Origin of the sequence: Pseudomonas sp. Marseille-Q5117 (genome assembly GCF_946901175.1) — a bacterium.
Lineage (GTDB): Bacteria > Pseudomonadota > Gammaproteobacteria > Pseudomonadales > Pseudomonadaceae > Aquipseudomonas > Aquipseudomonas iranensis.
On record NZ_CAMPPP010000006.1, the window covers coordinates 207011 to 233206 of the forward strand.

General features: G+C 59.6%; 25 protein-coding genes. 19 read left to right on the forward strand and 6 right to left on the reverse strand.

The window, feature by feature from the left end:
• The first annotated feature begins 56 nt into the window (after positions 1-56).
• A complete protein-coding gene (locus OC605_RS12500) occupies positions 57-338 on the forward strand; it encodes a hypothetical protein (protein ID WP_262137428.1) in 282 nt (93 codons plus the stop codon).
• A 105-nt stretch (positions 339-443) separates the two neighbouring features.
• Here OC605_RS12500 and uraH read toward each other — a convergent pair whose 3' ends face one another.
• The gene (uraH, locus tag OC605_RS12505) at positions 444-797 is read right to left on the reverse strand and encodes a hydroxyisourate hydrolase (protein ID WP_041479332.1); all 354 of its coding nucleotides are present in this window, start codon (positions 795-797) and stop codon (positions 444-446) included.
• Between the two features lie 420 nt (positions 798-1217).
• Between uraH and puuE the strand changes: the two genes are divergently transcribed.
• The 8 genes from puuE to OC605_RS12545 all read left to right on the forward strand — a co-directional run bounded on the left by puuE (position 1218) and on the right by OC605_RS12545 (position 9358).
• Positions 1218-2144, forward strand: a complete 927-nt coding sequence (gene puuE / locus OC605_RS12510) for an allantoinase PuuE (protein ID WP_024012213.1) — start codon at positions 1218-1220, stop codon at positions 2142-2144.
• Positions 2141-2656 carry a 2-oxo-4-hydroxy-4-carboxy-5-ureidoimidazoline decarboxylase gene (gene uraD, locus OC605_RS12515; protein ID WP_262137429.1) on the forward strand — a complete coding sequence of 172 codons (516 nt, stop codon included), beginning with the start codon at positions 2141-2143 and terminating at the stop codon, positions 2654-2656. The genes puuE and uraD overlap by 4 nt, the downstream gene beginning before the upstream one ends.
• A gap of 87 nt (positions 2657-2743) precedes the next feature.
• The gene (alc, locus tag OC605_RS12520; RefSeq protein WP_016773759.1) at positions 2744-3739 is read left to right on the forward strand and encodes an allantoicase; all 996 of its coding nucleotides are present in this window, start codon (positions 2744-2746) and stop codon (positions 3737-3739) included.
• 141 nt (positions 3740-3880) lie between these two features.
• The gene (locus tag OC605_RS12525) at positions 3881-4384 is read left to right on the forward strand and encodes an ureidoglycolate lyase (protein ID WP_039763801.1); all 504 of its coding nucleotides are present in this window, start codon (positions 3881-3883) and stop codon (positions 4382-4384) included.
• A gap of 51 nt (positions 4385-4435) precedes the next feature.
• A complete protein-coding gene (locus tag OC605_RS12530) occupies positions 4436-5740 on the forward strand; it encodes a urate hydroxylase PuuD (protein WP_133340127.1) in 1305 nt (434 codons plus the stop codon).
• Positions 5741-5901: 161 nt separating this feature from the next.
• Complete coding sequence (locus tag OC605_RS12535; protein ID WP_262137433.1) at positions 5902-7254, forward strand: nucleobase:cation symporter-2 family protein; 1353 nt, start codon at positions 5902-5904, stop codon at positions 7252-7254.
• Between the two features lie 161 nt (positions 7255-7415).
• The gene (locus OC605_RS12540; protein WP_073472608.1) at positions 7416-8201 is read left to right on the forward strand and encodes an outer membrane protein OmpK; all 786 of its coding nucleotides are present in this window, start codon (positions 7416-7418) and stop codon (positions 8199-8201) included.
• Between the two features lie 371 nt (positions 8202-8572).
• A complete protein-coding gene (locus OC605_RS12545; protein WP_056784020.1) occupies positions 8573-9358 on the forward strand; it encodes an outer membrane protein OmpK in 786 nt (261 codons plus the stop codon).
• 91 nt (positions 9359-9449) lie between these two features.
• Here OC605_RS12545 and OC605_RS12550 read toward each other — a convergent pair whose 3' ends face one another.
• Complete coding sequence (locus OC605_RS12550) at positions 9450-10622, reverse strand: patatin-like phospholipase family protein (protein ID WP_262137436.1); 1173 nt, start codon at positions 10620-10622, stop codon at positions 9450-9452.
• 34 nt (positions 10623-10656) lie between these two features.
• Positions 10657-11589 carry a lipid A biosynthesis lauroyl acyltransferase gene (locus tag OC605_RS12555; RefSeq protein WP_041479319.1) on the reverse strand — a complete coding sequence of 311 codons (933 nt, stop codon included), beginning with the start codon at positions 11587-11589 and terminating at the stop codon, positions 10657-10659.
• Positions 11590-11706: 117 nt separating this feature from the next.
• On the opposite strand from OC605_RS12555, the gene minC reads away from it, so the two are divergent.
• The 8 genes from minC to OC605_RS12595 all read left to right on the forward strand — a co-directional run bounded on the left by minC (position 11707) and on the right by OC605_RS12595 (position 19635).
• Positions 11707-12444 (forward strand): septum site-determining protein MinC, encoded by a 738-nt coding sequence (gene minC / locus OC605_RS12560; RefSeq protein WP_024012205.1) that lies wholly within the window; start codon positions 11707-11709, stop codon positions 12442-12444.
• Between the two features lie 169 nt (positions 12445-12613).
• Positions 12614-13426 carry a septum site-determining protein MinD gene (gene minD / locus OC605_RS12565; RefSeq protein ID WP_007913953.1) on the forward strand — a complete coding sequence of 271 codons (813 nt, stop codon included), beginning with the start codon at positions 12614-12616 and terminating at the stop codon, positions 13424-13426.
• Positions 13426-13680 (forward strand): cell division topological specificity factor MinE, encoded by a 255-nt coding sequence (gene minE / locus OC605_RS12570; protein WP_003223146.1) that lies wholly within the window; start codon positions 13426-13428, stop codon positions 13678-13680. The genes minD and minE overlap by 1 nt, the downstream gene beginning before the upstream one ends.
• Before the next feature lie 90 nt (positions 13681-13770).
• Positions 13771-14406 (forward strand): RluA family pseudouridine synthase, encoded by a 636-nt coding sequence (locus OC605_RS12575; protein WP_262137441.1) that lies wholly within the window; start codon positions 13771-13773, stop codon positions 14404-14406.
• Between the two features lie 152 nt (positions 14407-14558).
• Positions 14559-15401, forward strand: a complete 843-nt coding sequence (locus OC605_RS12580) for a hypothetical protein (protein WP_130887549.1) — start codon at positions 14559-14561, stop codon at positions 15399-15401.
• Between the two features lie 304 nt (positions 15402-15705).
• The gene (locus OC605_RS12585) at positions 15706-16995 is read left to right on the forward strand and encodes a M18 family aminopeptidase (RefSeq protein WP_262137444.1); all 1290 of its coding nucleotides are present in this window, start codon (positions 15706-15708) and stop codon (positions 16993-16995) included.
• Positions 16996-17227: 232 nt separating this feature from the next.
• The gene (locus tag OC605_RS12590; protein WP_007965354.1) at positions 17228-17404 is read left to right on the forward strand and encodes a hypothetical protein; all 177 of its coding nucleotides are present in this window, start codon (positions 17228-17230) and stop codon (positions 17402-17404) included.
• 74 nt (positions 17405-17478) lie between these two features.
• The gene (locus tag OC605_RS12595; protein ID WP_262137446.1) at positions 17479-19635 is read left to right on the forward strand and encodes a mechanosensitive ion channel family protein; all 2157 of its coding nucleotides are present in this window, start codon (positions 17479-17481) and stop codon (positions 19633-19635) included.
• A 47-nt stretch (positions 19636-19682) separates the two neighbouring features.
• Here the strand turns inward: OC605_RS12595 and OC605_RS12600 are convergent, their stop codons facing one another.
• Positions 19683-19937 carry a bacteriocin immunity protein gene (locus OC605_RS12600; RefSeq protein WP_186565859.1) on the reverse strand — a complete coding sequence of 85 codons (255 nt, stop codon included), beginning with the start codon at positions 19935-19937 and terminating at the stop codon, positions 19683-19685.
• Positions 19937-21847, reverse strand: coding sequence for an S-type pyocin domain-containing protein (locus tag OC605_RS12605; protein ID WP_262137448.1), 1911 nt, complete (start codon positions 21845-21847; stop codon positions 19937-19939). The genes OC605_RS12600 and OC605_RS12605 overlap by 1 nt, the downstream gene beginning before the upstream one ends.
• A 304-nt stretch (positions 21848-22151) precedes the next feature.
• Between OC605_RS12605 and OC605_RS12610 the strand changes: the two genes are divergently transcribed.
• The gene (locus OC605_RS12610) at positions 22152-23486 is read left to right on the forward strand and encodes an amidohydrolase (protein ID WP_262137450.1); all 1335 of its coding nucleotides are present in this window, start codon (positions 22152-22154) and stop codon (positions 23484-23486) included.
• A 562-nt stretch (positions 23487-24048) separates the two neighbouring features.
• On the opposite strand, the gene OC605_RS12615 is transcribed toward OC605_RS12610, so the two are convergent.
• Complete coding sequence (locus OC605_RS12615) at positions 24049-24762, reverse strand: UTRA domain-containing protein (RefSeq protein WP_262137452.1); 714 nt, start codon at positions 24760-24762, stop codon at positions 24049-24051.
• Between the two features lie 351 nt (positions 24763-25113).
• On the opposite strand from OC605_RS12615, the gene OC605_RS12620 reads away from it, so the two are divergent.
• Positions 25114-26181 carry an ABC transporter substrate-binding protein gene (locus tag OC605_RS12620; RefSeq protein ID WP_262137454.1) on the forward strand — a complete coding sequence of 356 codons (1068 nt, stop codon included), beginning with the start codon at positions 25114-25116 and terminating at the stop codon, positions 26179-26181.
• The last annotated feature ends 15 nt before the right edge of the window (positions 26182-26196 follow it).

The following is a 26196-nucleotide window of genomic DNA, read 5'->3' on the forward strand; positions in this document are numbered from 1 at the left end:
CGGAGCTGAATCTGCGGCGCCTGCTCGGCGCATTGCTGGTGCGCAGCGGTTATGAAGTGTTTCCGCTGACATACGAGCATCGGGTGCCGACGCTGGTGTTCAAGCGCGCGAACCATGATCGGGTGTTCTTTCTGAAACTGGGCAGTGTCGATCAGGCTGGCCTGTCTCACACACCGGGCAATGAACTGACAGAACCGAGTCTGCCCGCCAGGATTGGTGCCGAGGCTTTTGCGGCGCTGACCGTCGCTGCCGCGCAACACAAAGTGACGTGGCTGATTGGCGGTGTGCTGAAAGTCGACGGCATTCCGGATTCGGTATTCATTATCCGGGAGCGCTGAAGGCGACGCTGCGGTTGATCAAAAAAAAGCCCGCAGTGTGAGCGGGCGAAAGACCAAAGAAGCTATATGCGCAGTCGCTTCCCGGTGGGGGCAGCTGCTTGGGGGTCAGCTGCCCCGATAGGTGGAATAGCTGTAAGGCGAAATCAGCAGGGGCACGTGATAGTGCTCCTGCTCGGCGGAAATGCCGAAACGCAGTACGACGACATCGAGAAACGCCGGCTCGGGCAGTTGTACGCCACGGGCGCGGTAGTAATCGCCGGCATGAAACTGCACCTGATAAACCCCGGTGCGATAATCGTCGCCTTGCAGCAACGGCGCATCGACCCGGCCATCGCTGTTGGTTGTCGCACTGGCGACCAATTCCAGGTGCGATCCTTCAACGCGGTACAGCTCGACCTTGATCGAGCTGCCCGGGCAACCGTGTGCAGCGTCCAAAACGTGTGTTGTCAAACGTCCCATTGATTCTGCGCGCCTGGCCGCAACAAACGGTCAGACTTCGCGCCTCCCGAAGTCAGTTGAAAAGGAGACCGCACCGTTTCAGAGCACGAAACGCTGCGGCGAGCGACTGATTAAGACACTTTTCAAAAAAATTGTACACAATAAAAACGACATTTTTCGCCTCACCCCCGCCATCCGGGCGTTTATCGCCAATCAACCAGCAAAGCGCCTGATCATTGAACCTTCTATTCATTAGCTGACTGGTCAGGCAGGTTTCTTGCAGGCTTGAACCATTAGTAGCAAAAGATGACGGCCGGTGAAAAATGCGAAAATTCAGGCTTACAAAATGTAAATAAAGTTGTATACAATCAGCTCATCGCTGTGACGCCAGCCTGCCAGGCCGCCACACCAATCTGTCAACGTACAAGAAGGAAGACTGCAGTGAGCGCTGACTACCCACGCGACCTGATCGGTTACGGCAGTAACCCTCCTCACCCACACTGGCCGGGTAATGCCCGGATCGCCCTGTCTTTCGTACTCAATTACGAAGAAGGTGGCGAGCGCAACATTCTGCACGGCGACAAGGAATCCGAAGCCTTCCTCTCCGAAATGGTCGCCGCTCAGCCGCTGCAAGGCGCGCGCAACATGAGCATGGAATCGCTTTACGAGTATGGCAGCCGCGCCGGCGTCTGGCGGATTCTGAAGCTGTTCAAGGAATTCGACATTCCGTTGACCATCTTCGCCGTGGCCATGGCCGCCCAGCGTCACCCGGACGTGATACGTGCGATGGTCGAGGCCGGCCATGAAATCTGCAGCCACGGCTACCGCTGGATCGACTACCAGTACATGGATGAAGCGCAGGAACGCGAGCACATGCTCGAAGCGATCCGCATCCTCACCGAACTGACCGGCGAACGTCCGCTGGGCTGGTACACCGGCCGCACTGGGCCGAACACCCGTCGCCTGGTCATGGAAGAAGGCGGTTTCCTCTACGACTGCGACACCTACGACGACGACCTGCCCTACTGGGAGCCGAACAACCCGACCGGCAAACCGCATCTGGTGATCCCCTACACCCTCGACACCAACGACATGCGCTTCACGCAAGTGCAGGGTTTCAACAAGGGTGACGATTTCTTCGAATACCTCAAAGACGCCTTCGACGTGCTTTACGCCGAAGGTGCCGAAGCGCCGAAAATGCTTTCGATCGGTCTGCATTGCCGCCTGATCGGCCGTCCTGGTCGCCTCGCTTCGCTCAAGCGCTTTATCGAATATGCCAAAAGTCATGAACAGGTGTGGTTCAGCCGTCGCGTCGACATCGCGCGTCACTGGCAAGAAACCCACCCGTACCAAGGGACTGCAAAATGAGCCGCTTTCAAACCCTGCAACCGTCGACCCTGAGCCGCGACGCTTTCGTCAAAGCCTTTGCCGACATCTACGAACATTCGCCATGGGTGGCCGAAAAGGCCTACGACCTCGGTGCGGACGCTTCGATCGACGAGATCGAAACCCTGCACCAGCGCATGAGCGATATCCTGTTGAGCGCCGATCATGCCAGCCAGCTGGCCCTGATCAACGCTCACCCGGACCTGGCCGGCAAAGCCGCCGTCCAGGGCCAACTGACCGAAGCCAGCACCAATGAACAGGCTGGCGCCGGTATTCACCAATGCACGGCCGAAGAGTTCCAGCGCTTCACCGAGCTGAACGACGCCTACAAAGCCAAGTTCAAGTTTCCCTTCATCATGGCGGTAAAAGGCAGCAACCGGCATCAGATCCTCGCGGCGTTCGAAACGCGCATCAACAATTCGGTGGAAGCCGAGTTCAAATGCGCGCTGGCGCAGATCAACAAGATTGCCCTGTTCCGTTTACTGACTCTTTAGCAAGCCTGGCCCGAGCGTGAATGAACGCGCAAACGCCCAGGGCCCTGCGAGCATCCCCAGCCACTAATTTAAAGGCAGACAAGAAGAATGAAAGCTTACGCCGTACCTTTCGAAAAATACGTCAACCTGGCCGACGCCCGTCTGGGCACCAAAATCATCTCGGTCACCGATGACTGGTTCGCAGACGCCAATCGTCTGTTCCAACCGACCCCGGCCGTATGGAAGGAGGGCGTGTTCGATGACAACGGCAAGTGGATGGACGGCTGGGAGTCGCGCCGCAAGCGCTTCGAAGGTTTCGACAGCGCGGTGATCCGTCTGGGCGTACCGGGCTCGATCAAAGGCGTGGACATCGACACTTCATTCTTCACCGGCAACTACCCGCCATCGGCCTCGCTGGAAGCGTGCTTCCTGGCCTCGGGCGAGCCGGATGAAAACACCCAGTGGACCGAAGTGCTGTCGGCCGTCGAGCTGCAGGGCAACAGCCACCACTACCACGAAATCAGCAACGACAAAGCGTTCAGCCATCTGCGCTTCAACATCTACCCGGACGGCGGTGTTGCCCGTCTGCGCGTGTACGGCATTCCGTTCCGCGACTGGTCCGCTGTGGGCGACAACGAGCAAGTGGACCTGGCAGCAGCCCTCAACGGTGGCCGCGCCCTCGCCTGCTCCGACGAACACTTCGGCCGCATGAGCAACATCCTCAACCCGGGCCGTGGCATCAACATGGGCGACGGCTGGGAAACCGCGCGTCGTCGCACACCGGGCAATGACTGGGTGATCGTCGCGCTGGGTCATCCGGGCGAGATCGAAAAAATCGTCGTCGACACCCTGCACTTCAAAGGCAACTACCCGGACACCTGCTCGATCCAGGGCGCGTTCGTCAAGGGCGGCACCGACAGCCAGATCGAAACCCAGTCGCTGTTCTGGCGCGAACTGCTGCCAAGCCAGAAGCTGGAAATGCACGCCGAACACACCTTCGTCGAGCAGATCAAGGCACTCGGCCCGATCACCCACATCCGCCTGAACGTGTTCCCGGATGGTGGCGTGAGTCGCCTGCGTGTACTCGGCAAGGTGGCTAAATAACACCGCAATGATCGTTCCCACGCTCTGCGTGGGAATGCATCACTGGACGCTCTGCGTCCGCTTTGGATGTGACGCGGAGCGTCACGGGCTGCACTCCCACGCAGAGCGTGGGAACGATCACTCAACGAAAAGAAGAACAGCATGCGCACATTGACGATTGAACCGCTGACCAAAGAAGCCTTCGCCCCTTTCGGTGACGTGATCGAAACCGACGGCAGCGATCACTTCATGATCAACAACGGTTCGACCATGCGCTTCCACAAGCTGGCGACGGTCGAAACCGCTACGCCTGAGGACAACGCAATCATCAGCATTTTCCGCGCCGACGCGCAGGACATGCCGCTGACCGTTTGCATGCTGGAACGCCATCCGCTGGGCAGCCAGGCTTTCATTCCGCTGCTCGGCAACCCCTTTCTGATCGTGGTCGCGCCAGTTGGCGATGCACCTGTATCAGGCTTGGTCCGCGCCTTCGTCACCAACGGCAGGCAGGGCATCAATTACCATCGCGGCGTCTGGCACCACCCGGTGCTGACGATCGAAAAGCGGGATGACTTCCTGGTGGTTGATCGCAGTGGCACAGGCAATAACTGCGATGAGCATTTTTTCAAAGAGGATGAGCGGTTGATCCTCGCCCCCCACCAATAAGAGAAGGTCTGATCACTCGACAACAAGAGTGACAGGCGAGAGGTAAAGACTGTGGAAGCACATCTGTTGGAATGGCTGAACCTGAGCGTGCGCTGGGTTCACATGATCACTGGCGTGGCCTGGATCGGCGCGTCGTTCTACTTCGTCTGGCTGGAGAACAACCTCAACCGCGTCAACCCGAAAACCGGCCTGGCCGGTGATCTGTGGGCGATCCACGGCGGCGGCATCTACCACCTGGAAAAATACAAACTGGCCCCACCGTCCATGCCGGACAACCTGCACTGGTTCAAGTGGGAAGCCTACTTCACCTGGATGTCGGGGATCGCGCTGCTGTGCGTGGTGTTCTACTCCAATCCGGTGCTCTACCTCGTGGCACCCGGCAGCGGCCTCAGCGGTCCTGAAGGCGTGGCCATCGGTATCGGCTCGCTGATCGTCGGCTGGTTCGTCTACGACTTCCTCTGCGATTCGGCCCTGGGCAAGAAACCCGCCCTGCTCGGCTTCATCCTGTTCGTGCTGATCATTGCCGCCGCCTATGGCTTCAGCAAAGTGTTCAGCGGTCGTGGTGCGTACCTGCACGTCGGCGCGATCATCGGCACCATCATGGTCGGCAACGTGTTCCGCATCATCATGCCAGCGCAACGCGCACTGGTCGCGGCGATCGCCGAGAACCGCACGCCTGATCCGGCACTGCCGGCCAAGGGCCTGCTGCGTTCGCGTCACAACAACTACTTCACCCTGCCAGTGCTGTTCATCATGATCAGCAACCACTTCCCGAGCACTTACGGCAGCCAGTACAACTGGTTGATCCTGGCCGGGATCGCGGTGTTGGCGGTATTGGTGCGTCACTACTTCAACACCCGTCACGACAGCCACAAGTTTGCCTGGACCCTGCCGGTGGCAGCGGTGGGCATGATCTGCCTGGCCTACGTCACCGGCCCGACGCCGATGTCGACTGCACCTGAAGTGGCCAAGGCACCGGCGAAAATCGAGTACCAGCCATTGCCGGAAACGGCGCTGGGGGGTGGCGCAAAACCGGCTGAAGCAGCGCAACCTGCCGAGCCTGCCGCAGCACCGGCGCAAGCCTCCAATGCTGGTCCCGGCTTTGACAAAGTGCACCACGTGATTCAGGAACGCTGCACGGTTTGTCACTCGTCGAAGCCGACCAGCCCGTTGTTCAGCGCTGCTCCTGCCGGTGTGATACTCGACACCCCCGAGCAGATTCGCCAGAACGCGGCGCGCATCCAGGCGCAAGCCATCACCACGCAGATCATGCCACTGGGCAACATCACCCAGATGACCCAGCAGGAACGTGACCTGATCGGTGCATGGATCGCTCAGGGAGCGCAGACCAATTAATCGTTGAAAGCATCGCGAGCAGGCTCACGCCTACAGAGATCCTGTGGGAGCGAGCCTGCTCGCGAATAGCCGCCGAAACGCGGTTCCCCTGATGCAAAGAAACAGCTGCAAGCAACCCGGCAGCTGTTAATCACAAGAATAAAAAAGATCCGAGGTGTTGCATGTCCGAGCTGTCCAAAGCGCGCATCCCCGACGCACCCGCCATTCAGCGTTTGCCCCTTTTGCAACTGATCCTGGTCGGTCTGCAACATGTTCTGCTGATGTACGGCGGTGCCATCGCGGTGCCGCTGATCATCGGACAGGCCGCTGGCCTGAGTCGTGAAGAAATCGCCTTCCTGATCAACGCCGACCTGCTCGTCGCCGGCATCGCCACTATCGTGCAGTCGCTCGGCATCGGCCCGATGGGTATTCGCATGCCGGTGATGATGGGTGCCAGTTTCGCTGCGGTCGGCAGCATGGTGGCCATGGCCGGCATGCCCGGCATCGGTCTGCAAGGGATCTTTGGTGCGACGATCGCTGCCGGTTTCTTCGGCATGCTGATCGCGCCGTTCATGTCCAAGGTCGTGCGTTTCTTCCCGCCGCTGGTGACCGGCACGGTCATCACCTCGATCGGTTTATCGCTGTTCCCCGTGGCCGTGAACTGGGCCGGTGGCGGGGTCGACGCCGCGCAATTCGGTTCGCCGATTTATCTGGCCATCGCTGCGCTGGTGCTGGCGACCATTCTGTTGGTTCATCGCTTCATGCGCGGATTCTGGGTCAATATTTCGGTACTGATCGGCATGTGCCTGGGCTACGTAATGTGCGGCGCGATCGGCATGGTCGACCTCAGCGGCATGGCCAACGCACCGTGGATTCAGTTCGTCACCCCGCTGCATTTCGGCATGCCGAAATTCGAGCTGGCACCGATTCTGTCGATGTGTCTGGTGGTGGTGATCATCTTCGTCGAGTCCACCGGGATGTTTCTCGCGCTGGGCAAGATCACCGGCCAGGAAGTCTGCCCGCGCATGCTCCGTCGTGGCTTGTTGTGCGATGCCGGCGCCTCGTTCTTCGCCGGTTTCTTCAACACCTTCACCCACTCCTCGTTCGCGCAGAACATCGGCCTGGTGCAGATGACCGGTGTGCGCTGCCGTTCGGTGACCATCGTTGCCGGCGGCCTGCTGATCGTCCTCAGCCTGTTGCCGAAAGCGGCGTTTCTGGTGGCATCGATTCCACCGGCGGTGCTGGGCGGCGCGGCGATTGCGATGTTCGGCATGGTCGCCGCGACGGGTATCAAGATCCTCCAAGAGGCGGACATCGGTGACCGCCGCAATCAGCTGCTGGTCGCGGTGAGCATCGGTATGGGCCTGATCCCGGTGGTACGTCCGGAATTCTTCGCCCACCTGCCGCTGTGGATGAGCCCGATTACCCACAGCGGCATCGCCATGGCCACCCTCAGCGCGCTGACCCTGAACCTGCTGTTCAACATCCTCGGCGGCAAGGAGCGTGCGGCGATCAATGATTGCCATGCGCACTGATTGAAACCACCACACCACCTGTGGGAGCGAGCCTGCTCGCGAAAGCGCTGTGTCATTCAACATTGATGGCGACTGACACAACCGCTTCGCGAGCAGGCTCGCTCCCACAGGACTACGCAACTGCTTGTGCCTCAAACAATAAAAACAACAGGGAGCAACAGATGATCCGCACGCAAAGCAACGTTCTGTTGAGTGGCGGCCTGCTGGCCGCGAGTCAGGCCATGGCCGGCGATCTGCTGCTTTGGCAGAGCAACAGCCTCAGCTATCTGTACGGCAAGAACTTCGCGATCAACCCGTCCTATCAGCAGACGGTCACCTTCGAGCACGCCGACAAGTGGAAGTACGGCGACAACTTTTTGTTCGTCGACAAGATCTTCTACAACGGCAAGGAGGACCCGAACAAAGGTCCGCACACCTTCTACGGCGAGTTCACCCCGCGTCTGTCCTTCGGCAAGATCCTCGACCGCAAGATCGAGTTCGGCCCGATCAAGGATGTGCTGCTGGCGATGACCTACGAGTACGGCGAAGGCGAAAGCGAGGCCTACCTGATCGGTCCCGGCTTCGATCTGAAAGTGCCCGGCTTCAACTACGTCACCCTGAACATTTTCCGCCGCCAGACCGAAGGCCCGCGGCCCGGCGATGGTGTCTGGCAAATCACCCCCGCATGGTCCTACAGCTTTCCGCTGGGCAATTCCGATGTGCTGATCGACGGCTACCTCGACTGGGTCGTCGACAATGACGAAAACTCGCGCGGTACCTACCACGCCAACCTGCACATCAATCCGCAGATCAAATATGACCTCGGCAAAGCCATGGGCTGGAGCCAGAAACAGGTATACGTCGGCACCGAGTACAGCTACTGGAAGAACAAATACGGCATCGAAAACAGCCACGCGTTCGATACCAACCAGAACACCGCCAGCCTGCTGCTGAAGGTGCACTTCTGAGATGGCCCGCAACCGTGCGCCATGCCTGTCGTCGGTGCTCTGTTGCGGGGCACTTGAGCGCCGGCCGAGGAGTCAGTATTCTCCGCGGCCTTCCGAATTCGCTCTAAAAAAAAGCCTGAATTCAATTTCTGACCGAAAAGCCAACTTATCCCGGCTACGGTCAGTCCTGAGGCATCCCGAAAACACGCTCGTCGACTGTTTTTCAGCAGCCGAACGGGCGTTTTTTGGTTTTTCAAAAGCCTTGGCGCAGCTTTTGCTACCAGCAATGAAAGCTGACCGATCGGATGAAATTTGCGGTACGAAAAAAGGCGCCACATCAGAGCGCCGAACTTAAAAAAATAACGTGGAACACCTACTTTGGGAGCAACCGAATGAAACGTATGTGCACCAGCCTGATGCTGGCCGGATCGATGTTCGCCGGCGGCCAGGCGATGGCCGAAGGCCTGCTGCAGTGGCAGAACAACAGCCTGACCTACCTGTATGGCAAGGACTTCCAGGTCAACCCGCGCATTCAGCAAACCGTGACCTTCGAGCACGCCGATGCCTGGAAGTATGGGGACAACTTCCTGTTCATCGACAAGATTTTCTACAACGGCAAGGATGATGGCGGCGTCGGCTCCAACACCTACTACGGCGAGCTCAGCCCGCGCCTGTCGTTCGGCAAGATCTTCGATCAGAAACTGGCCTTCGGCCCGGTGACTGACGTGTTGCTGGCCATGACCTACGAGTTCGGTGAAGGCGATACCGAGTCGTACCTGATCGGTCCGGGCTTCGACCTGGCGATTCCTGGCTTCGACTACTTCCAGCTGAACTTCTATCAGCGTCACACCCAGGGCGCACGCGCCGGTGACAATGTCTGGCAGATCACCCCGGTCTGGTCCTACACCATCCCGGTGGGCAAATCGAACATTCTCATCGACGGCTTCATGGACTGGGTAGTCGACAACGATTCCAACTCCAAAGGCGACTACCACGCCAACCTGCACTTCAATCCACAGGTCAAATACGACTTGGGCAAGGCGCTGAATTTCGGCGAGAAGCAGTTGTATGTCGGTGTCGAGTACGACTACTGGTCGGACAAGTACGGGATCAAGGACAGCCAGTACTTCAAGACCGATCAGAGCACCACAAGCTTCCTGGTCAAGTTCCACTTCTGACCCTGAAAGCTTCGCGAGCAGGCTCGCTCCCACATTCAGACCGAGTTCCAATGTGGGAGCGAGCCTGCTCGCGAAGGCCTCACCGCAGATTTCAGGCAGGAGCCACCGCTTCGGATATCCGCAAAAACCGGCACAGTTCCTCGCGCTTGGCCAACGCATCCCGCCGCCCCAACTCGATCAACTCGCTGCAATACCCCGCCTCGAACAGCAGGTAACTGAGCACCCCCGCCCCGCTCGTCTTCGTCGCGCCCGGCCCGCGCAGAAACAGGCGCAGCGCCGCTGGCAGCTCCTGGCGATGCCGCGCGGCGATTTCGTCGATCGGCTGACTCGGCGCAATCACCAGCACCTCCACCGGCGCCACACCCAGCGCACGGGTCGGCGTGCCGGCCGGGAGCAAATGACTGAACTGATTCAGACGCTGCAGCAGCTCGATATCGCTCTCCAGGCTGTCGATAAACGTGCTGTTGAGCATGTGCCCGCCGATCTGCGCGAGCGTCGGTTGATGGCCGCTGTAGGCGCGCTCCAGCGGCTGCTGCGGATCAACGCCGCGCGGGTTGCCGCTGACGCCCACCACCAGCACGCGACTGGCACCCAGATGCAGCGCCGGGCTGATCGGCGCCGACTGGCGTACTGCGCCGTCACCGAAATATTCCTCGCCGATTTTCACCGGCGCGAACAACAGCGGGATCGCCGAACTGGCCAACAGGTGCTCGACCGACAATTGCGTCGGCACGCCAATGCGGCGGTGCCGCAGCCAGGCGTCGATGGTGCCGCCGCCCTGATAGAACGTCACCGCTTGCCCCGATTCGTAGCCGAACGCGGTCACCGCCACCGCATGCAATTGCTTGCGCGCGATGGATTCGGCGATGCCGGGCAGGTGCAGTTTTTCCTCGAGCAGTTCGCGCAGCGGCGAACTGTTGAGCAGCGCCACCGGCATCTGTCGACCGAGGCCGAGCAGGCTGTGGCTGACGAAGCGGCTGGCTTGATGGATCACGCCCGGCCAGTCGCTGCGCAACACGCGGTGGCTGCGAAAGCCCTGCCAGAACTGGGTCAGGCGTTCGATGGCGGCGCGAAAGTCCGGGGCGCCACTGGCCAGGCTGACCGCATTGATCGCCCCGGCCGAGGTGCCGACGATCACCGGAAACGGATTGTCCGCGCCGACCGGCAGCACCTCGGCAATCGCCGCCAGCACCCCGACCTGATAAGCCGCCCGAGCCCCGCCGCCGGAAAGAATCAAACCTGTGACCGGTTCAGCAGGACTCATCGCAACACTCCACGGTGCTTGTCAGATCGGCTAATCAACGACGCTTGGGATAAAGTTTTGGCTCACCCGGCGGGCGACTCTTGAAGCGCCGATGCGCCCATAGATATTGCTCGGGGCAGGCACGCAAAGCGCTCTCGACCCACTGATTGATGCGGATGCAATCGGCCTCCTCGCTCTCGCCGGGGAAGTCTTCCAGCGGCGGATGGATCACCAGGCGATAACCACTGCCGTCGGCCAGACGTTCCTGCGTGAACGGCACCACCAGCGCTTTGCCCAGCCGCGCAAACTTGGTCGTCGCAGTGACGGTGGCGGCCTGAATGCCGAACAACGGCACGAAGATGCTCTGCTTGGCGCCGTAATCCTGATCCGGCGCATACCAGATCGCCCGTCCCGAGCGCAGCAGTTTGAGCATGCCGCGCACGTCATCGCGCTCCACCGCCAGCGAATCGAGATTGTGCCGCTCGCGGCCACGGCGCTGGACGAAGTCGAACAAGGGGTTTTTGTGTTCGCGGTACATGCCGTCGATGGTGTGCTGCTGGCCGAGCAGCGCCGCGCCGATTTCCAGCGTGGTGAAATGCGCGGCCATGAGGATCACGCCTTTGCCTTCGCGCTGGGCCTTCTGCAAATGTTCAAGGCCTTCGACGTGGGCCAGTTTCGCCAGACGCTCGCGCGACCACCACCAGCTCATCGCCATTTCGAAGAAGGCGATGCCGGTGGAGGCGAAGTTTTCCTTGAGCAGGCGTTTGCGCTCGGCGGCGGATTTTTCCGGGAAGCACAATTCCAGATTGCGCCGGGCGATGGTTCGCCGGTCGCTGGCGACGCGATACATCAACGCGCCTAAAACTCGACCGATGGTCAGCAGCGCCGGATACGGCAACTGCACGATCAGCCACAAAAGCCCCAGGCCGCACCAGAGCGGCCAGAAGCGCGGAGCAAGATATGCTTTTCGAAAACGCGGGCGATCCATTAAAGCTTCCGTAAATACAGTGGCCGCGCATTCTACATCGTTCGACCCGGCTTGCGGCTCGCGGGCGTTCTCGTTATAAGTCTCGGCACTTTTAGTGACAAGCCGTTGTATGCCGACATGAGCCAAACCGACCCGTTAGACCAAGATCCCGTATTCCAGCTCAAGGGCAGCATGCTGGCCATCACTGTGCTGGAACTGGCCCGTAACGACCTCGAAAGCCTCGATCGGCAATTGGCCGCCAAAGTCGCCCAGGCGCCGAATTTTTTCAGCAATGCACCGCTGGTCCTGGCGCTGGACAAACTGCCGCCGAATCAGGGCGCGGTTGACCTGCCGGGGCTGATGCGCGTCTGCCGTCAACACGGCCTGCGTACCCTGGCCATTCGTGCCAGCCGCATCGAAGACATCGCCGCTGCCATCGCCATCGACATCCCCGTGCTACCGCCCTCCGGCGCCCGCGAGCGCCCGCTGGAGACGCCGGAAGCCGAAGTCAAAAAGAAGCCGGAAAAGCCGCCTGAGCCGAGCGTCAAACCGACCCGCGTAATCACCACGCCAGTACGTGGTGGCCAACAGATATATGCCCAGGGTGGCGATCTGGTCGTGGTCTCTTCGGTCAGTCCGGGGGCGGAACTTCTTGCCGATGGCAACATCCATGTATACGGCCCGATGCGCGGCCGTGCGCTGGCCGGCGTCAAAGGTGACACCAAGGCACGGATTTTCTGTCAGCAATTGAGCGCTGAACTGATCTCCATCGCCGGTCATTACAAGGTCTCCGAGGATTTGCGTCGCGATCCGATGTGGGGCTCGGGCGTCCAGGTCAGCCTGTCAGGCGACGTGTTGAACATCATTCGGCTTTAACGGATACTGCCGCATTTTCCAAGCATCTCTAAAACGTAGCGAAAACGGCTCAAACGAAGTAGGAAAAAGGCCCAAAGCCAAATTCCAGCCAAGGCTGTCCGACTGCAGTAGTTTTCAAGAGATGTTTTTCAGGGGCTGAACAGTCCTTCTTCCTTAGGGGTGAAACACCTTGGCCAAGATTCTCGTGGTTACATCCGGCAAGGGTGGTGTGGGTAAGACCACCACCAGCGCCGCTATCGGTACCGGTCTCGCTCTGCGCGGCCACAAAACAGTGATCGTCGACTTCGACGTGGGCTTGCGTAACCTCGACCTGATCATGGGTTGCGAGCGCCGCGTAGTGTATGACTTCGTCAACGTGGTAAACGGCGAAGCCAACCTGCAACAGGCACTGATCAAAGACAAGCGCCTGGAAAACCTCTACGTACTGGCGGCCAGCCAGACCCGCGACAAAGACGCGTTGACCGTCGAAGGCGTGGAAAAAGTCCTGATGGAGCTCAAGGAACAATTCGAGTTCGTCGTCTGCGACTCCCCGGCGGGCATCGAGAAAGGTGCGCACCTGGCCATGTACTTCGCCGATGAAGCGATCGTCGTGACCAACCCGGAAGTGTCCTCGGTACGTGACTCGGACCGCATGCTCGGCCTGCTGGCGAGCAAATCGCGCCGCGCCGAACGTGGCGAAGACCCGATCAAGGAACACCTGCTGATCACCCGCTACCACCCGGAGCGTGTTGAAAAGGGCGAGATGCTCGGCGTTGAAGACGTCAAGGAAATCCTCTCGGTGACCCTGCTCGGCGTCATCCCGGAATCCCAAGCGGTGCTCAAGGCTTCCAACCAGGGCGTGCCGGTGATTCTCGACGACCAGAGCGATGCCGGTCAGGCTTACAGCGATACCGTCGACCGCCTGCTGGGCAAAGAAAAAGCCCACCGATTCCTCGATGTCGAGAAGAAGGGATTCTTCGAGCGCCTGTTTGGAGGTAGGTAATGAACCTTTTTGACTTCTTTCGTGCCAACAAAAAGCCAAGTACCGCCTCGGTAGCGAAAGAGCGTCTACAGATCATCGTGGCGCATGAGCGCGGCCAGCGCAGCACGCCGGATTACCTGCCAGCCTTGCAGAAGGAACTGGTCGACGTGATCCGCAAGTACGTCAACATCGGCAACGACGACGTACATGTTGCACTGGAAAGCCAGGGCAGTTGCTCGATTCTGGAACTCAACATCACCCTGCCCGATCGCTGAGTCGATCCGGCAGGTATGACGGCGGTTCAGGGCCATTCCCCCGTGGAATGGTCCTGAACCGCCGTTGGCATTTGTTACGAGGCTGTTTTAATGCCGCTGTCCAACATCCGCATCATCCATCAGGACGCCGCCGTACTGGTGGTCGACAAACCGACCCTACTGCTCTCGGTGCCCGGTCGCGCTGACGACAACAAGGACTGCCTGATTACCCGCTTGCAGGAAAACGGCTACCCGGAAGCGCGCATCGTCCATCGTCTGGACTGGGAAACCTCGGGCATCATCCTGCTGGCCCGGGATGCCGACACCCATCGCGAGCTGTCGCGGCAGTTTCATGATCGCGAAACCGAAAAGGCCTACACCGCTTTGGCCTGGGGTCAGCCGGAACTGGACAGCGGCAGCATCGACCTGCCCCTGCGCTACGACCCACCGACCAAGCCACGGCATGTGGTCGATCACGAATTTGGCAAACATGCGCTGACGTTCTGGAAGGTGCTGGAACGTTGCAGCGAGTGGTGCCGGGTCGAATTGACACCGATCACCGGGCGCTCGCATCAACTGCGCGTGCACATGTTGTCGATCGGCCATCCGCTGCTCGGTGACGGGCTCTACGCCCACGAGCAAGCGCTGGCGGCCTGGCCACGTCTGTGCCTGCACGCGAGCATGCTCAGCTTCACTCACCCGCAAACCGGCGAACGCCTGCGCTTCGAGTGCCCGGCGCCATTCTGAAATGCGTAAATACTTTGAAAGCCCTTCCTTGCGAAGGGCTTTTTTTGTCCTGCCAGAATTCCACCGGCAATAGATTGACGTAAAGAACTGTCATAAAATTGTAATCAAATATAAAATCATGGCACTTCGATATCAGGCAGGAGGCCTCTTCCGTGTTCTGCAGCAAAACACTTCAATCCGAATACCCCATCGTGTGCGCATTCGGTAACACCACCCTGCACCTGAGCGAAGCACCCAGCATCCAGGCACGCCAGGCCCTGGAGCAGCTCATTAAAAAACGCCGCGCGCACAAACTGACCCGAGCCAGCGCACCGTTGTCGTCCTGTGAAACACCACTTTTCGCCAAGGTCCAGCCACTGGACACATTCAAGGCAAAGGTGCGGGTGAGTCTGAACAAACCGCAACGCAACGGCCGCTTCGACTGGCCGCTCGAAGAACTGATGAATTCCCTCGAAGCTCAGCGCCGGGGCGTGGAGATGCCTGCGCTGAAGGGCTATGGCTATACGCGCAGCAGACTCGGCCTGACCGAGGAATTTTTCCTCCTGACTCACCTGCTCGAAGGCCATATCGACGGCGCCGAATGCATCAGACGCAATCCCGCAAACATCGAAGCTTTCATCCTCGACGCGTTTCAACTGCTCAGCTCGCTCGCCAGCAAGAACATCACTCACATGGATTTCTGGGTGGGCAACATCATGGTGCCCGAGCAAACGCAAAGGCCACTCAAAGCCATCGACTTTGAAAACTGCTTCGCCGGCCCGACCGCGCACGCAAGTGAAACACTCGGTTTTCAACTCGGCTTCTTCTATCGTCGGGATATCTACAAGTTCATTACCGAAGCCGCCTACGATCGCCTGGTCGATCAATATCTCAGCGCGCTGCCCGGTCTATCGAGAGACAGGTTCGAGGCGGTCTATCAGTTGAGCAAACATGAATACGTCGGTCGCAAGCAGCGCCGAGAAGTCTTCCTCAGTGGCAGACTGATCACCGGTTGACGCCCACCCGGGCAACACCATCAGTATTACGAAATCTGCCGTCACCAATGGTGGGCATCGGCTTGGCGGGAAATCCTTCGCTGGGACAATGTCGCGCAAAAAAAGCCTTCTTAGGCAGCGGCAAGGGGTGGCCGAAACGCCTGCCGAAACCGGCCAGAAAGGATGATCAACAAGCGATCATTGCCTACCTGCGCAAGCGCATCCTTCATCACCCCTGACAGCGTTGCACAGCGAATTCAAAGCACTTGCCCAACGGGCTGGAGCGATGCGTTAAACTGCCGCCCATTGCTGTCTGGAGTTTCTTATGCGCGCAGAGTTGAACCAGGGCCTGATCGACTTTCTCAAGGCCTCTCCTACCCCGTTCCACGCCACCGCCAGCCTCGTTCAGCGTCTGGAGGCCGCCGGCTATGTGCGTCTCGACGAGCGCGAGCCATGGTCCACCGAGGCCAACGGCCGCTATTACGTCACCCGTAACGACTCCTCGATCGTCGCGATCAAAATGGGCCGCAACTCGCCACTGCACGACGGTATCCGTCTGGTCGGCGCCCATACCGACAGCCCGTGCCTGCGGGTCAAGCCGCAACCAGAACTGCAGCGTCAGGGTTTCTGGCAGCTGGGCGTCGAAGTCTACGGCGGCGCGCTGCTGGCGCCGTGGTTCGACCGCGATCTGTCGCTGGCCGGCCGCGTGACCTTCCGCCGTGACGGCAAGGTCGAGAGCCAGTTGATCGACTTCAAGGCACCGATCGCGATCATTCCCAACCTGGCCATTCACCTCAACCGTGAAGCCAACCAGGGCTGGGCGATCAACGCGCAGACCGAACTGCCGCCGATCCTCGCCCGGTTCGGTGGTGCCGAGCGCGTCGATTTCCGCGCCGTGCTCACTGATCAACTGGCCCGCGAGCACGGCTTGAATGCCGACGTCGTCCTCGATTACGAGCTGAGTTTCTACGACACGCAAAGCGCGGCGGTGATCGGCCTGAACGGCGATTTCATTGCCGGTGCGCGTCTGGACAATCTGCTGTCGTGCTACGCCGGCCTGCAAGCATTGCTCACCGCCGAAACCGACGAAACCTGCGTGCTGGTCTGTAACGACCACGAAGAAGTCGGCTCCTGCTCGGCGTGCGGTGCCGACGGCCCGATGCTCGAACAAACCCTGCGCCGCCTGTTGCCGGAAGGCGACGAGTTCGTCCGCACCATTCAGAAATCCCTGCTGGTCTCCGCCGACAACGCCCACGGCGTGCATCCCAACTACGCGGACAAGCACGACGCCAACCACGGGCCGAAACTCAACGCTGGCCCGGTAATCAAGGTCAACAGCAACCAGCGCTACGCCACCAACAGCGAAACCGCCGGCTTCTTCCGCCATCTGTGCATGGCCGAAGAAGTCCCGGTGCAAAGCTTCGTGGTGCGCAGCGACATGGGCTGCGGCTCGACCATCGGCCCGATCACCGCCAGCCATCTGGGTGTGCGCACCGTCGACATCGGCCTGCCGACCTTTGCCATGCACTCGATTCGCGAACTGTGCGGCAGCCATGATCTGGCGCATCTGGTCAAAGTGCTCAGCGCGTTTTATGCCAGCCGTGAATTGCCGTAACGGCTGACAAGCTTCGCGAGCAGGCTCGCTCCCACAATTGAACTGCATTTCATTGTGGGAGCCAGTCACCTCCCCTTGGAATGCCAATCAACCTGTGGGAGCGAGCCTGCTCGCGAAAGCGCCTGTGCAGACAGCAGAATCCTCTCGGCCTGATGCATTCCTGAGCCACATCACACCCTGCCTCGAAAACCCGCCTAGACTGCAAGCATCCTCTACAGACAAGGCAGTCTCCATGATCTCGATGTCCTCCTTCCACGCCATGCTCATTCCCATCCTCAGCGGAATGATCCTGTTGGCCATCGGCTTCAACTTCCGCGACAAGAACGCTGGGGTGTTCGCCATGTGGGTCGGCATGCTGATGATCCTCGCCACGGTGGTCTACAAGATCCTCGCCAAACTCAACGAATGACCGCGCCCGGCTCGCATTGCGCCAAGGGGCCTCGTACACTCCAGCGCATCCGCCTATCGCGAGGTTGTCTTCTGGTGTTTGCTCGTCTTTTTGCTTTGCCCGGTCTGCTGCTTGTCTTCCTGATGACGCTGCTGCCGCTGGCGCCCGCCCAGGCAGTCGGTCTGCCCGGCCTGCTCAACACTTCAAAACCGCAGCCTGAAGCCGTGGAACCCCTCGGCCAGTCGCTGGACGAAGTGATCAAGTCGCTGGAAAACGACAAGCAACGCGCGCAGCTGCTCAGTGATCTGAAGAAGCTGCGCGACGCCACGAAGAAAGCTCAGACCACCCCGGAAGAAGGCGTGCTGGGCCTGATCGGCGGCACCCTCGCCAACTTCGAAAAACAGTTTTCCGGCGCCGACAGCCCGATTACCCGCTGGTCCAACGAATTCGATCTGGCCAAGGACGAACTGACCAGCAAGCTGCTGCCGGCCAATGAATGGCTGCCGATCATCTTCGGTTTCGCGGTGATCCTGATGGTCTGGAGCCTGCTCGCCGCCGCGCTGATCTGGCTTGGCCACCGCGTGCGTCTGCGCTTCGGCCTCACCGAAGAACTGCCGCAACATCCCAAGGCCCTCGATATGCTGCGTTTTGCCCTGCGCAAGCTTGGGCCGTGGCTGATCGCGTTGGTGATCACGGTGTACATGAGCTACGTGCTGCCGTCTTCGCTGGGCAAAAGCCTGGCGATGGTGCTGGCGTATGCCTTGGTGGTCGGCACCTGTTTTTCGGCGATCTGTGTGATCGCCTTCTCCCTGCTCGACGGCCCGCACCGTCATCGCGCGCTGTACATCCTGCGTCATCAAGCGTTTCGGCCGCTGTGGCTGATCGGCAGCTTCGCCGCGTTCGGCGAAGCGTTGAGCGATCCGCGCTTGGTCGAGAGCCTGGGCGTACATCTGGCGCACACCGCCGCGACTACCGCCAATGTGCTGGCGGCGCTGTCGACCGGCCTGTTCATCCTGCGTTTCCGTCGGCCGATCGCGCACCTGATCCGCAACCAACCGCTGTCGCGGCGCCTGACACGCCGCGCCCTCAGCGACACCATCGAAATCCTCGGCACCTTCTGGTACGTGCCGGCACTGGTGCTGGTCGGCATCTCGCTGTTCGCCACCTTCGTCTCCGCCGGCGACACCAGCACCGCCCTGCGGCAGTCGCTGATCTGCACAGTGCTGCTGGTGTTGTGCATGGTCATCAACGGCCTGGTGCGCCGCCATTCACTGAAACCGCAACGCGGGCCGAAACGCCATGCGCTGTATTCGGAGCGCCTGAAAAACTTCTTCTATACCCTGACGCATTTGCTGGTGTGGCTGATCTTCATCGAATTGGGCCTGCGCGTCTGGGGCCATTCGCTGATCGCGTTCGCCGAAGGCGATGGCCATGACATCAGCGTCAAACTATTCAGCCTGATCGGCACGCTGATTTTCTCCTGGCTGATCTGGATCCTCGCCGACACCGCCGTGCACCACGCCCTCACCCGCTCGCGCAAAGGCCTGGCCAACGCCCGGGCGCAGACGATGATGCCGCTGATCCGCAACGTGCTGTTCGTGGCGATATTTATCATTGCGCTGATCGTCGCCCTGGCGAACATGGGCATGAACGTCACGCCGCTGCTGGCCGGTGCCGGCGTGATCGGTCTGGCCATCGGCTTCGGTGCGCAGTCGCTGGTCGCTGACCTGATCACCGGCCTGTTCATCATCATCGAAGACTCGCTGGCCATCGACGACTACGTCGACGTCGGTGGCCACCTCGGCACCGTCGAAGGCCTGACCATCCGCACCGTGCGCCTGCGCGACATCGACGGCATCGTCCACACCATCCCGTTCAGCGAAATCAAGAGCATCAAAAATTACTCGCGGGAATTCGGCTACGCGATCTTCCGCGTCGCCGTGCCGTACAACATGGAAATCGACGACGCGATCAAATTGATGCGCGACGTCGGCCAGAAGATGCGCAGCGATCCGCTGCAACGCCGCAACATCTGGTCGCCGCTGGAGATTCAGGGTGTGGAAAGTTTCGAGTCCGGCAGCGCGATTTTGCGCGCACGGTTCAAGACTGCGCCGATCAAGCAGTGGGAAGTTTCCCGGGCGTTCAATTTGTCGCTGAAAAGGCAACTGGATGAGGCGGGGCTGGATCTGGCGACGCCGCGGATGAGTGTGCAGGTGATTACGCCTGGGGTGGAGGTCAAGAAAAGCGATTGAGTCCCCTTGAGCCCCCTATCGGCAGATGCGCCAATAGGGGGCAGCGCTTACTGGTCTTTGAAACCAGGTTTGCCGTGGGCGGCCCGCCATCTTTTTACTTCCGCCACAATGTTTTCCGGACCACCTTTGCCCGGTTCCGGGTAATAGATTAAATCGGAACGGGCTGGATGCTCGCTCAGTCGTTCAAACTCCATAACAGCTGAGGTATGCCCCTTTTCAGTCGCGTAATCCGATTGACATATCTTTTGTACAAAATGCAAAAACTGCTCTTCGGACATATCACTGATCATTAACTTTTTCATTACTCGACTCCCTTATGAACTGCCAAATGCTGCTTCGGAGTTAGCAAACGCAGGTTATCAATATCGTACAACTGCCCACCGTCCGATAACGATGAGACGTGGTGCAGCTCAAGTTTCACTCGTTTACCGACTCGATCACCCGCTCTCACAAACGCTGACCGCCCTTTGCTCATTGCACTGAGACTATTTGGATCAAACCACATCGCCAGCTCAACGTCAGCGCTCACCGCCTTCCAGAAAGTCTCCCTGAAAGCCCTGAAACTGTTGAACTGCTTGCCTCGCAACTGATCTGCAATTCTCGATGGAATTGCCGCCCCCTCACCTTGCATAGCCGCCTCCAGCCACCCACCCGCAACCGGTTCCCCATAACCGCTGGCCACCCCCGGATCATTGCGCGGATCCCGGAACATGACGTACTGCGGTGGCACACCCGACTCCGACGGGAACACCAGAATGAAGTCGTCGAAACGGATGTTGCCCCGACCCGGATAAGTGTCGATCCGCCCTTCAATCGGCACGAGGTTGCCGCCGATATATCGCGGTGGGGCCGGATTCTCGATGGGGAACAGCGTTGAACTGTCTGCCGGCGTTACTGCGGGAGTCCAGACCGCGGTTGTCGGCGGGATGTCAGTGAGGGTCGCGCTGTAAGTGTTGTTCCCTGCGTTGAAACCAGCTGCAACCACGCGAACGCCGGAAGGCCGTTTTGTCCCCGCTACCGGAACGACAAGCAGTTCGGCGAGAGAGCCCGTCAGCGGCCGGGCGCTCAAACGCACCGGCAGATTCAGTCGTGCCCTTTCGCTTGCCAGCCTGTCCAGATCAGGCAGTTGACCGGGCAGCAGATCTGCCAGTGGGAGGCTGAGCAGAAAGCGTTCAGGCAATTCCCCATTGCCCAACACCGGGGAGTAGACAAACGCACTTACCCCCACCATCAGACCCGACGCCGTGCCAGCAGCCAGCCCCGATAAACCTGCCACCGCCGAGCGAATCGAACCGGCAAGACCCGCCATCAGGCTGTCGGCAATTGCGACCGCACCAGCGGACGTCGCAAATACCAGTTGGGCGTGGCTGGTATTGCCCTGAAAGCGCAAAAGGCTACTGTGCCCACCGGGGGTGTCCTGCCGGCGCTTTTCGTCAGCCACCCTGCGTGCTTCGGCTTCAGCCTCAAGCGCCGCCTGTTCCTCGGCACGCTTGCGCTCCAGTGCCTCAGCCGCCAAACGGGCCTGTTCTTCTTCGATCCGCCTGAGTTCATTGGCGGCGGCCTGCCGCGCCAGTTCTTCCGCCAGCCGTCGCGCCTGCTCTTGAGCAACGCGGGCCTGTTCCTGTGCAATCTGCCGGGCGTGTTCCGCCGCCAACCGCGCCTGCTCCTGAGCGATCCGCTCGGCTTCCTGCGCTTGCACCACGGCAATCATGCCCTTGACCGTGGCCGACTGGCTGTTCAACAAGTTGATGCCTTCGACCAACAACTTGGCATTGAACAAGGCGCTATAGGCCTGCCGAACGCTGACACTACTGCCTCGCCGATTTACCTGCGGTAACCGGCCACCGTTAAAAAACGTTTCAATTTGGGCATGACTGAAACGTTGAATGGCAACGTCTCTCGCCACGAAAAACGCATTGAATTTTCGTGTCGTCAGCGACTCCCTGAATCGCATCTCCCGCGCCAGCGCATCCAAAGGCGGCAATACACTTTGGTCGCCTGCTGCCCGCACTTCTGCCAGTTCATGTTCGATGACTTGAGCAATATTTCTGGAAGTATCTTTGTAGATACTTTCCATATCGAGTATTTCACCCAACGGCGCAAAGTTAATGCCTGGTCCCGAGCCGTCCCCTGCACCTAAATAATGTAAATATTCATCTTGTTTATCCGGACGCACAACAATCGGCGGAAGCGTTATTCCATTACGCTGCATTTATAAGTCCTCCATGGACAATAGTTTTGTCACACTGACCCGTTACCCTCAAACAGCCAATAACGTGACCGGTAGCTGGAGAAATTTATGGAAATAGATCTTGTGCGGTGCGGTACATGGTTATCGCCCGCGTTTTATCTGTCACGCCGGACGGAACTGATAAAGCGGTAGGAGTTTTCGCTGATAACTTATGCTCAAACGTAAATCCGTCGGAGCGCATAGCGTTTTCCGGACCCGATCGCACTTGCGTGCAAAGCCTTTGTCACAGGCAAGGAAGCCAACAACAATAATCAAGGAGAAGCCCATGCAACTGACGCGCATTGCCCAGACCCTTTTGCTCACCCTGGTCGCCAGCCACGCCAGCGCCGCGACGATGGACAGCGCCCGCACGCGCATCGCCGAGCAGGCGCAGAAGCTCGAACCGGAGCTGCTGGAAACCCGCCGCGACCTTCACGCTCATCCAGAACTTGGCAACACTGAAAAACGCACCGCTGAACTGGTCGCCAAACAGCTGCAAGCCATGGGCCTGGAAGTGAAAACCGGCGTCGCCCGCACCGGCGTTGTCGCCATTCTCAAAGGCGCCCTGCCCGGCCCGACCGTGGCCTTGCGCGCCGACATGGACGCGCTGCCAGTCAAGGAAGTCTCCGACTTGCCGTTCGCTTCGAAAGCCAAAGGCACGTATCTCGACAAGGAAGTCGACGTCATGCACGCCTGCGGCCACGACGCCCACACCGCGATCCTGCTCAGCGCAGCTAAAATTCTGACAGGGATGCGCGACACCTTGCCCGGCACCGTAGTGTTCTACTTCCAGCCCGCCGAGGAAGGTCCGAGCGATTTCATTCCCGACGGCAAAAATACCTGGGGCGCGAAGATGATGGTCGAGGAAGGCGTGATGAAATCGCCGAAACCCGACGCGGTGTTCGGCCTGCACGTCTGGGCCGGCGTCCCCGCCGGCCAGATCGCCTACCGCCCCGGCCCGACCCTGGCCAGCTCCGACGACCTGCGCATCAAGATCCACGGCAAACAAACCCACGCCGGCCGCCCCTGGGACGGCATCGACCCGATCACCGTCGGCGCGCAAACCATCGTCGGCCTGCAAACCGTGGTCAGCCGCCGCACCGACATTTCCTCGTACCCGTCGGTGGTCAGCATCGGCACCATCAATGGCGGCACCCGCTACAACATCATCCCCGAATCGCTCGACATGACCGGCACGATCCGCTCCTACGACTACGGCATCCGCCAGAAACTGCACAGCGACGTGCGCCAGACAGTCGAGAAAATCGCCGAAAGCGGCGGCGCGAAAGCCGACGTCACCATCATCGAAAAATACGACCCGACCATCAACAACCCGGCACTGACCGAGAAAATGCTGCCGACGTTGAAGTGGGCCGCCAAGGATGACGTGGTGCAGGGGCCGCTGGTGGGTGGAGCGGAGGATTTCTCGTTCTTCGCCAAAGAAGCGCCGGGGTTGTTCGTGTTTCTCGGCGTGACCCCGCGGGATCAGGACATGAGCAAAGCTGCGCCGAATCATAATCCGGGGTTCTTTGTCGATGAGTCGGCGTTAGTGGTCGGGGTGAGGACATTGGCTTCGTTGGCGACGGATTATCTGCATGCGAACGCCGAGGTGGGCAAATAAGACACCCTCAACGTCAAAAGCCCCTCACCCTAGCCCTCTCCCAGAGGGAGAGGGGACTGACCGCGGTGAATGTGAGAGATACGCCGACTGAGATACCGAGTCGAACTCAGATTCTGAAAAGCCCAACGATCGGCTCCCTCTCCCTCGGGAGAGGGCTGGGGTGAGGGGCAGCCCCACCACAAATCCCAAGCCAACCACCCGCTTCTAACCACTCAACAATGAGCGTTAGCTCGCGTGCTCTTGATCTTGCCTAGCCAGCGACATCGGAAGGCTGAGTGGAGGGATCGATCCGGGCGTGGGAGCGCAGCGACCGTCTGGCGCAGCCAGACACAGCGCAAGGAGGTGCAGCGAAGCAAACCGTAGCCGCTGCGCCCGGATCGGTCCCGGAGCGAAGGGACCCGAGCCTGCGAGGGCCGAACGCAGGAGCAAAGCCTTTTGGTTCCTTTTTGGCGTTTGAAAAAGGGACTCGCCGTAAGGGCGAAACCGCCATCAGCACCACCCGAAGCAACGGATAAACACCCGAAAACAACCAGAACCTGGTCGGCCCAGAGGCCGCCAAGGATCAAACCACATCAACCCCAACGTGAATCGCATCATGGCGCCAAAACTCCAGATCACAATCAATCAACCGCCCATGCTGATCATAATTGACCCGAGCAATCCTCAGTCCCGGACTCCCCACCGACACCCGTAAAGCCGCCGACGCATCGACAGATAAAGACGTAGGCACGATCTCGAACCGCACCCGCCCATAGTGCAAATCGAAATGCCGCGCATACAACTCGGTGATCGACTGATTCAAATCGAAATCAAGAATCCCCGGAAAAAACTGCGGATTCAGATAGTGCTCCACATACAACACCAGTCGCCCATCAATGCGCCGCGAGCGGCAAATCTGAATCACGCTCGACAAAGCCGGCAGTTGCAACCACGCACACACCGCCGCGGAAGCCGGTTGCAACCGCGCCGAAATCACCTCGGTCGAGGGTTCGCGTCCCTGCGCACTGACCATGGCGTGAAAGTGACTGCGCTGCATCAGGTTGTACGCCAGACGCGGCGGCGACACGAACCAGCCGCGCCGCTCCTCACGGTAAATCTGCCCCTGCGCCTCAAGCTGCAACAGCGCTTCACGCACAGTGATCCGCGTCGTCCCGAACAACTCGCTGAGCTTGCGTTCAGCGGGCAACTTGCTCCCGGCCGCCAGCAAACCGTGATCGATTTGCTCCTGCAGCACCTGGCCAATCGCTGTCACCGCTTTCGTTGCCTCATCGCGCATCAACGTTACCTATCTGGACTAGACCAGCACTGTTTCGGGGCAAATCCGAACGCCGATCAAAGCGCCTTCGTATGTTGCAAGCCTAGGCAGTGCAGATGACCGACAGATGACAAAACTACCGAACGGTCGCTTTCACGGCTTGCAATACATCGGCCAAGTCCCCTGTCCTACGGGCCTTTGGGTATGGTCTACGCTGATCTGGCACCGTCCTGACATTGGCAGATAAAAGTTCAGCCACGCGGCCATCGACATCAAAATGTCATCCAGCCGACCTAAATTGGCTCAGGTATTGCTGACCTAGACCAATACCAACCGCAATCGCAGCGTTGAACACGACCAAGGAGCTTCGGAATGAAACAGCTTTTCCTGGCAACACTGTTAGGCTCGACCATCGCTATGTGCAGCGCCGCCATGGCTGCCGACACCGATCTGAAAACCCTCGAAGCCGCTGCGAAAGCGGAAGGCGCCGTCAACAGCGTCGGCATGCCCGACAACTGGGCCAACTGGAAAGGCACGTGGGATGACCTGGCTGCGAATTACGGCTTGAAACACATCGACACCGACATGAGCTCGGCCCAGGAAATTGCCAAATTCGCTGCTGAAAAAGACAACGCCACCGCCGACATCGGTGACGTCGGTGCTGCCTTCGGCCCGATCGCGGTCAAGCAAGGCGTGGTGCAACCGTACAAGCCAAGCACCTGGGATCAGATTCCGGACTGGGCCAAGGACAAGGACGGCAACTGGGCGCTGGCCTACACCGGCACCATCGCCTTCATCGTCAACAAGAAGCTGCTGAACGGCTCCGACGTGCCGACCAAATGGGCTGACCTGAAAACCGGTAAATACAAGGTTTCCATCGGTGACGTGAGCACCGCTGCTCAGGCCGCCAACGGTGTCCTCGCTGCCGCACTGGCCAATGGCGGTGACGAGAAAAACATCAAGCCCGCCCTGCTGTTGTTCGCCGATCTAGCCAAACAGGGTCGTCTGTCGATGGCCAACCCGACCATCGCCACCATGGAAAAAGGCGAGATCGAAGTCGGCGTGGTCTGGGACTTCAATGGTCTGAGCTACAAGGCCAAGATGGCCAACCCGGATGATTACGTAGTGCTGATTCCATCGGACGGCTCGGTGATTTCCGGCTACACCACGATCATCAACAAGTACGCGAAAAACCCCAACGCCGCCAAGCTGACCCGCGAATACATCTTCAGCGACGCCGGCCAGACCAACCTCGCCCGCGGCAACGCCCGGCCGATCCGCGCCGAACACCTGCAACTGCCGGAAGACGTGAAAGCCAAACTGCTGCCAAACGAGCAGTACAAGAAGGTCACGCCGGTCAAGGACGCCGACGCGTGGGAAAAGACCTCCAAAGCCCTGCCGCAGCAGTGGAACGAGGAAGTCATCGTCGAGATGAAGTAATCCTGTGATCCCCCT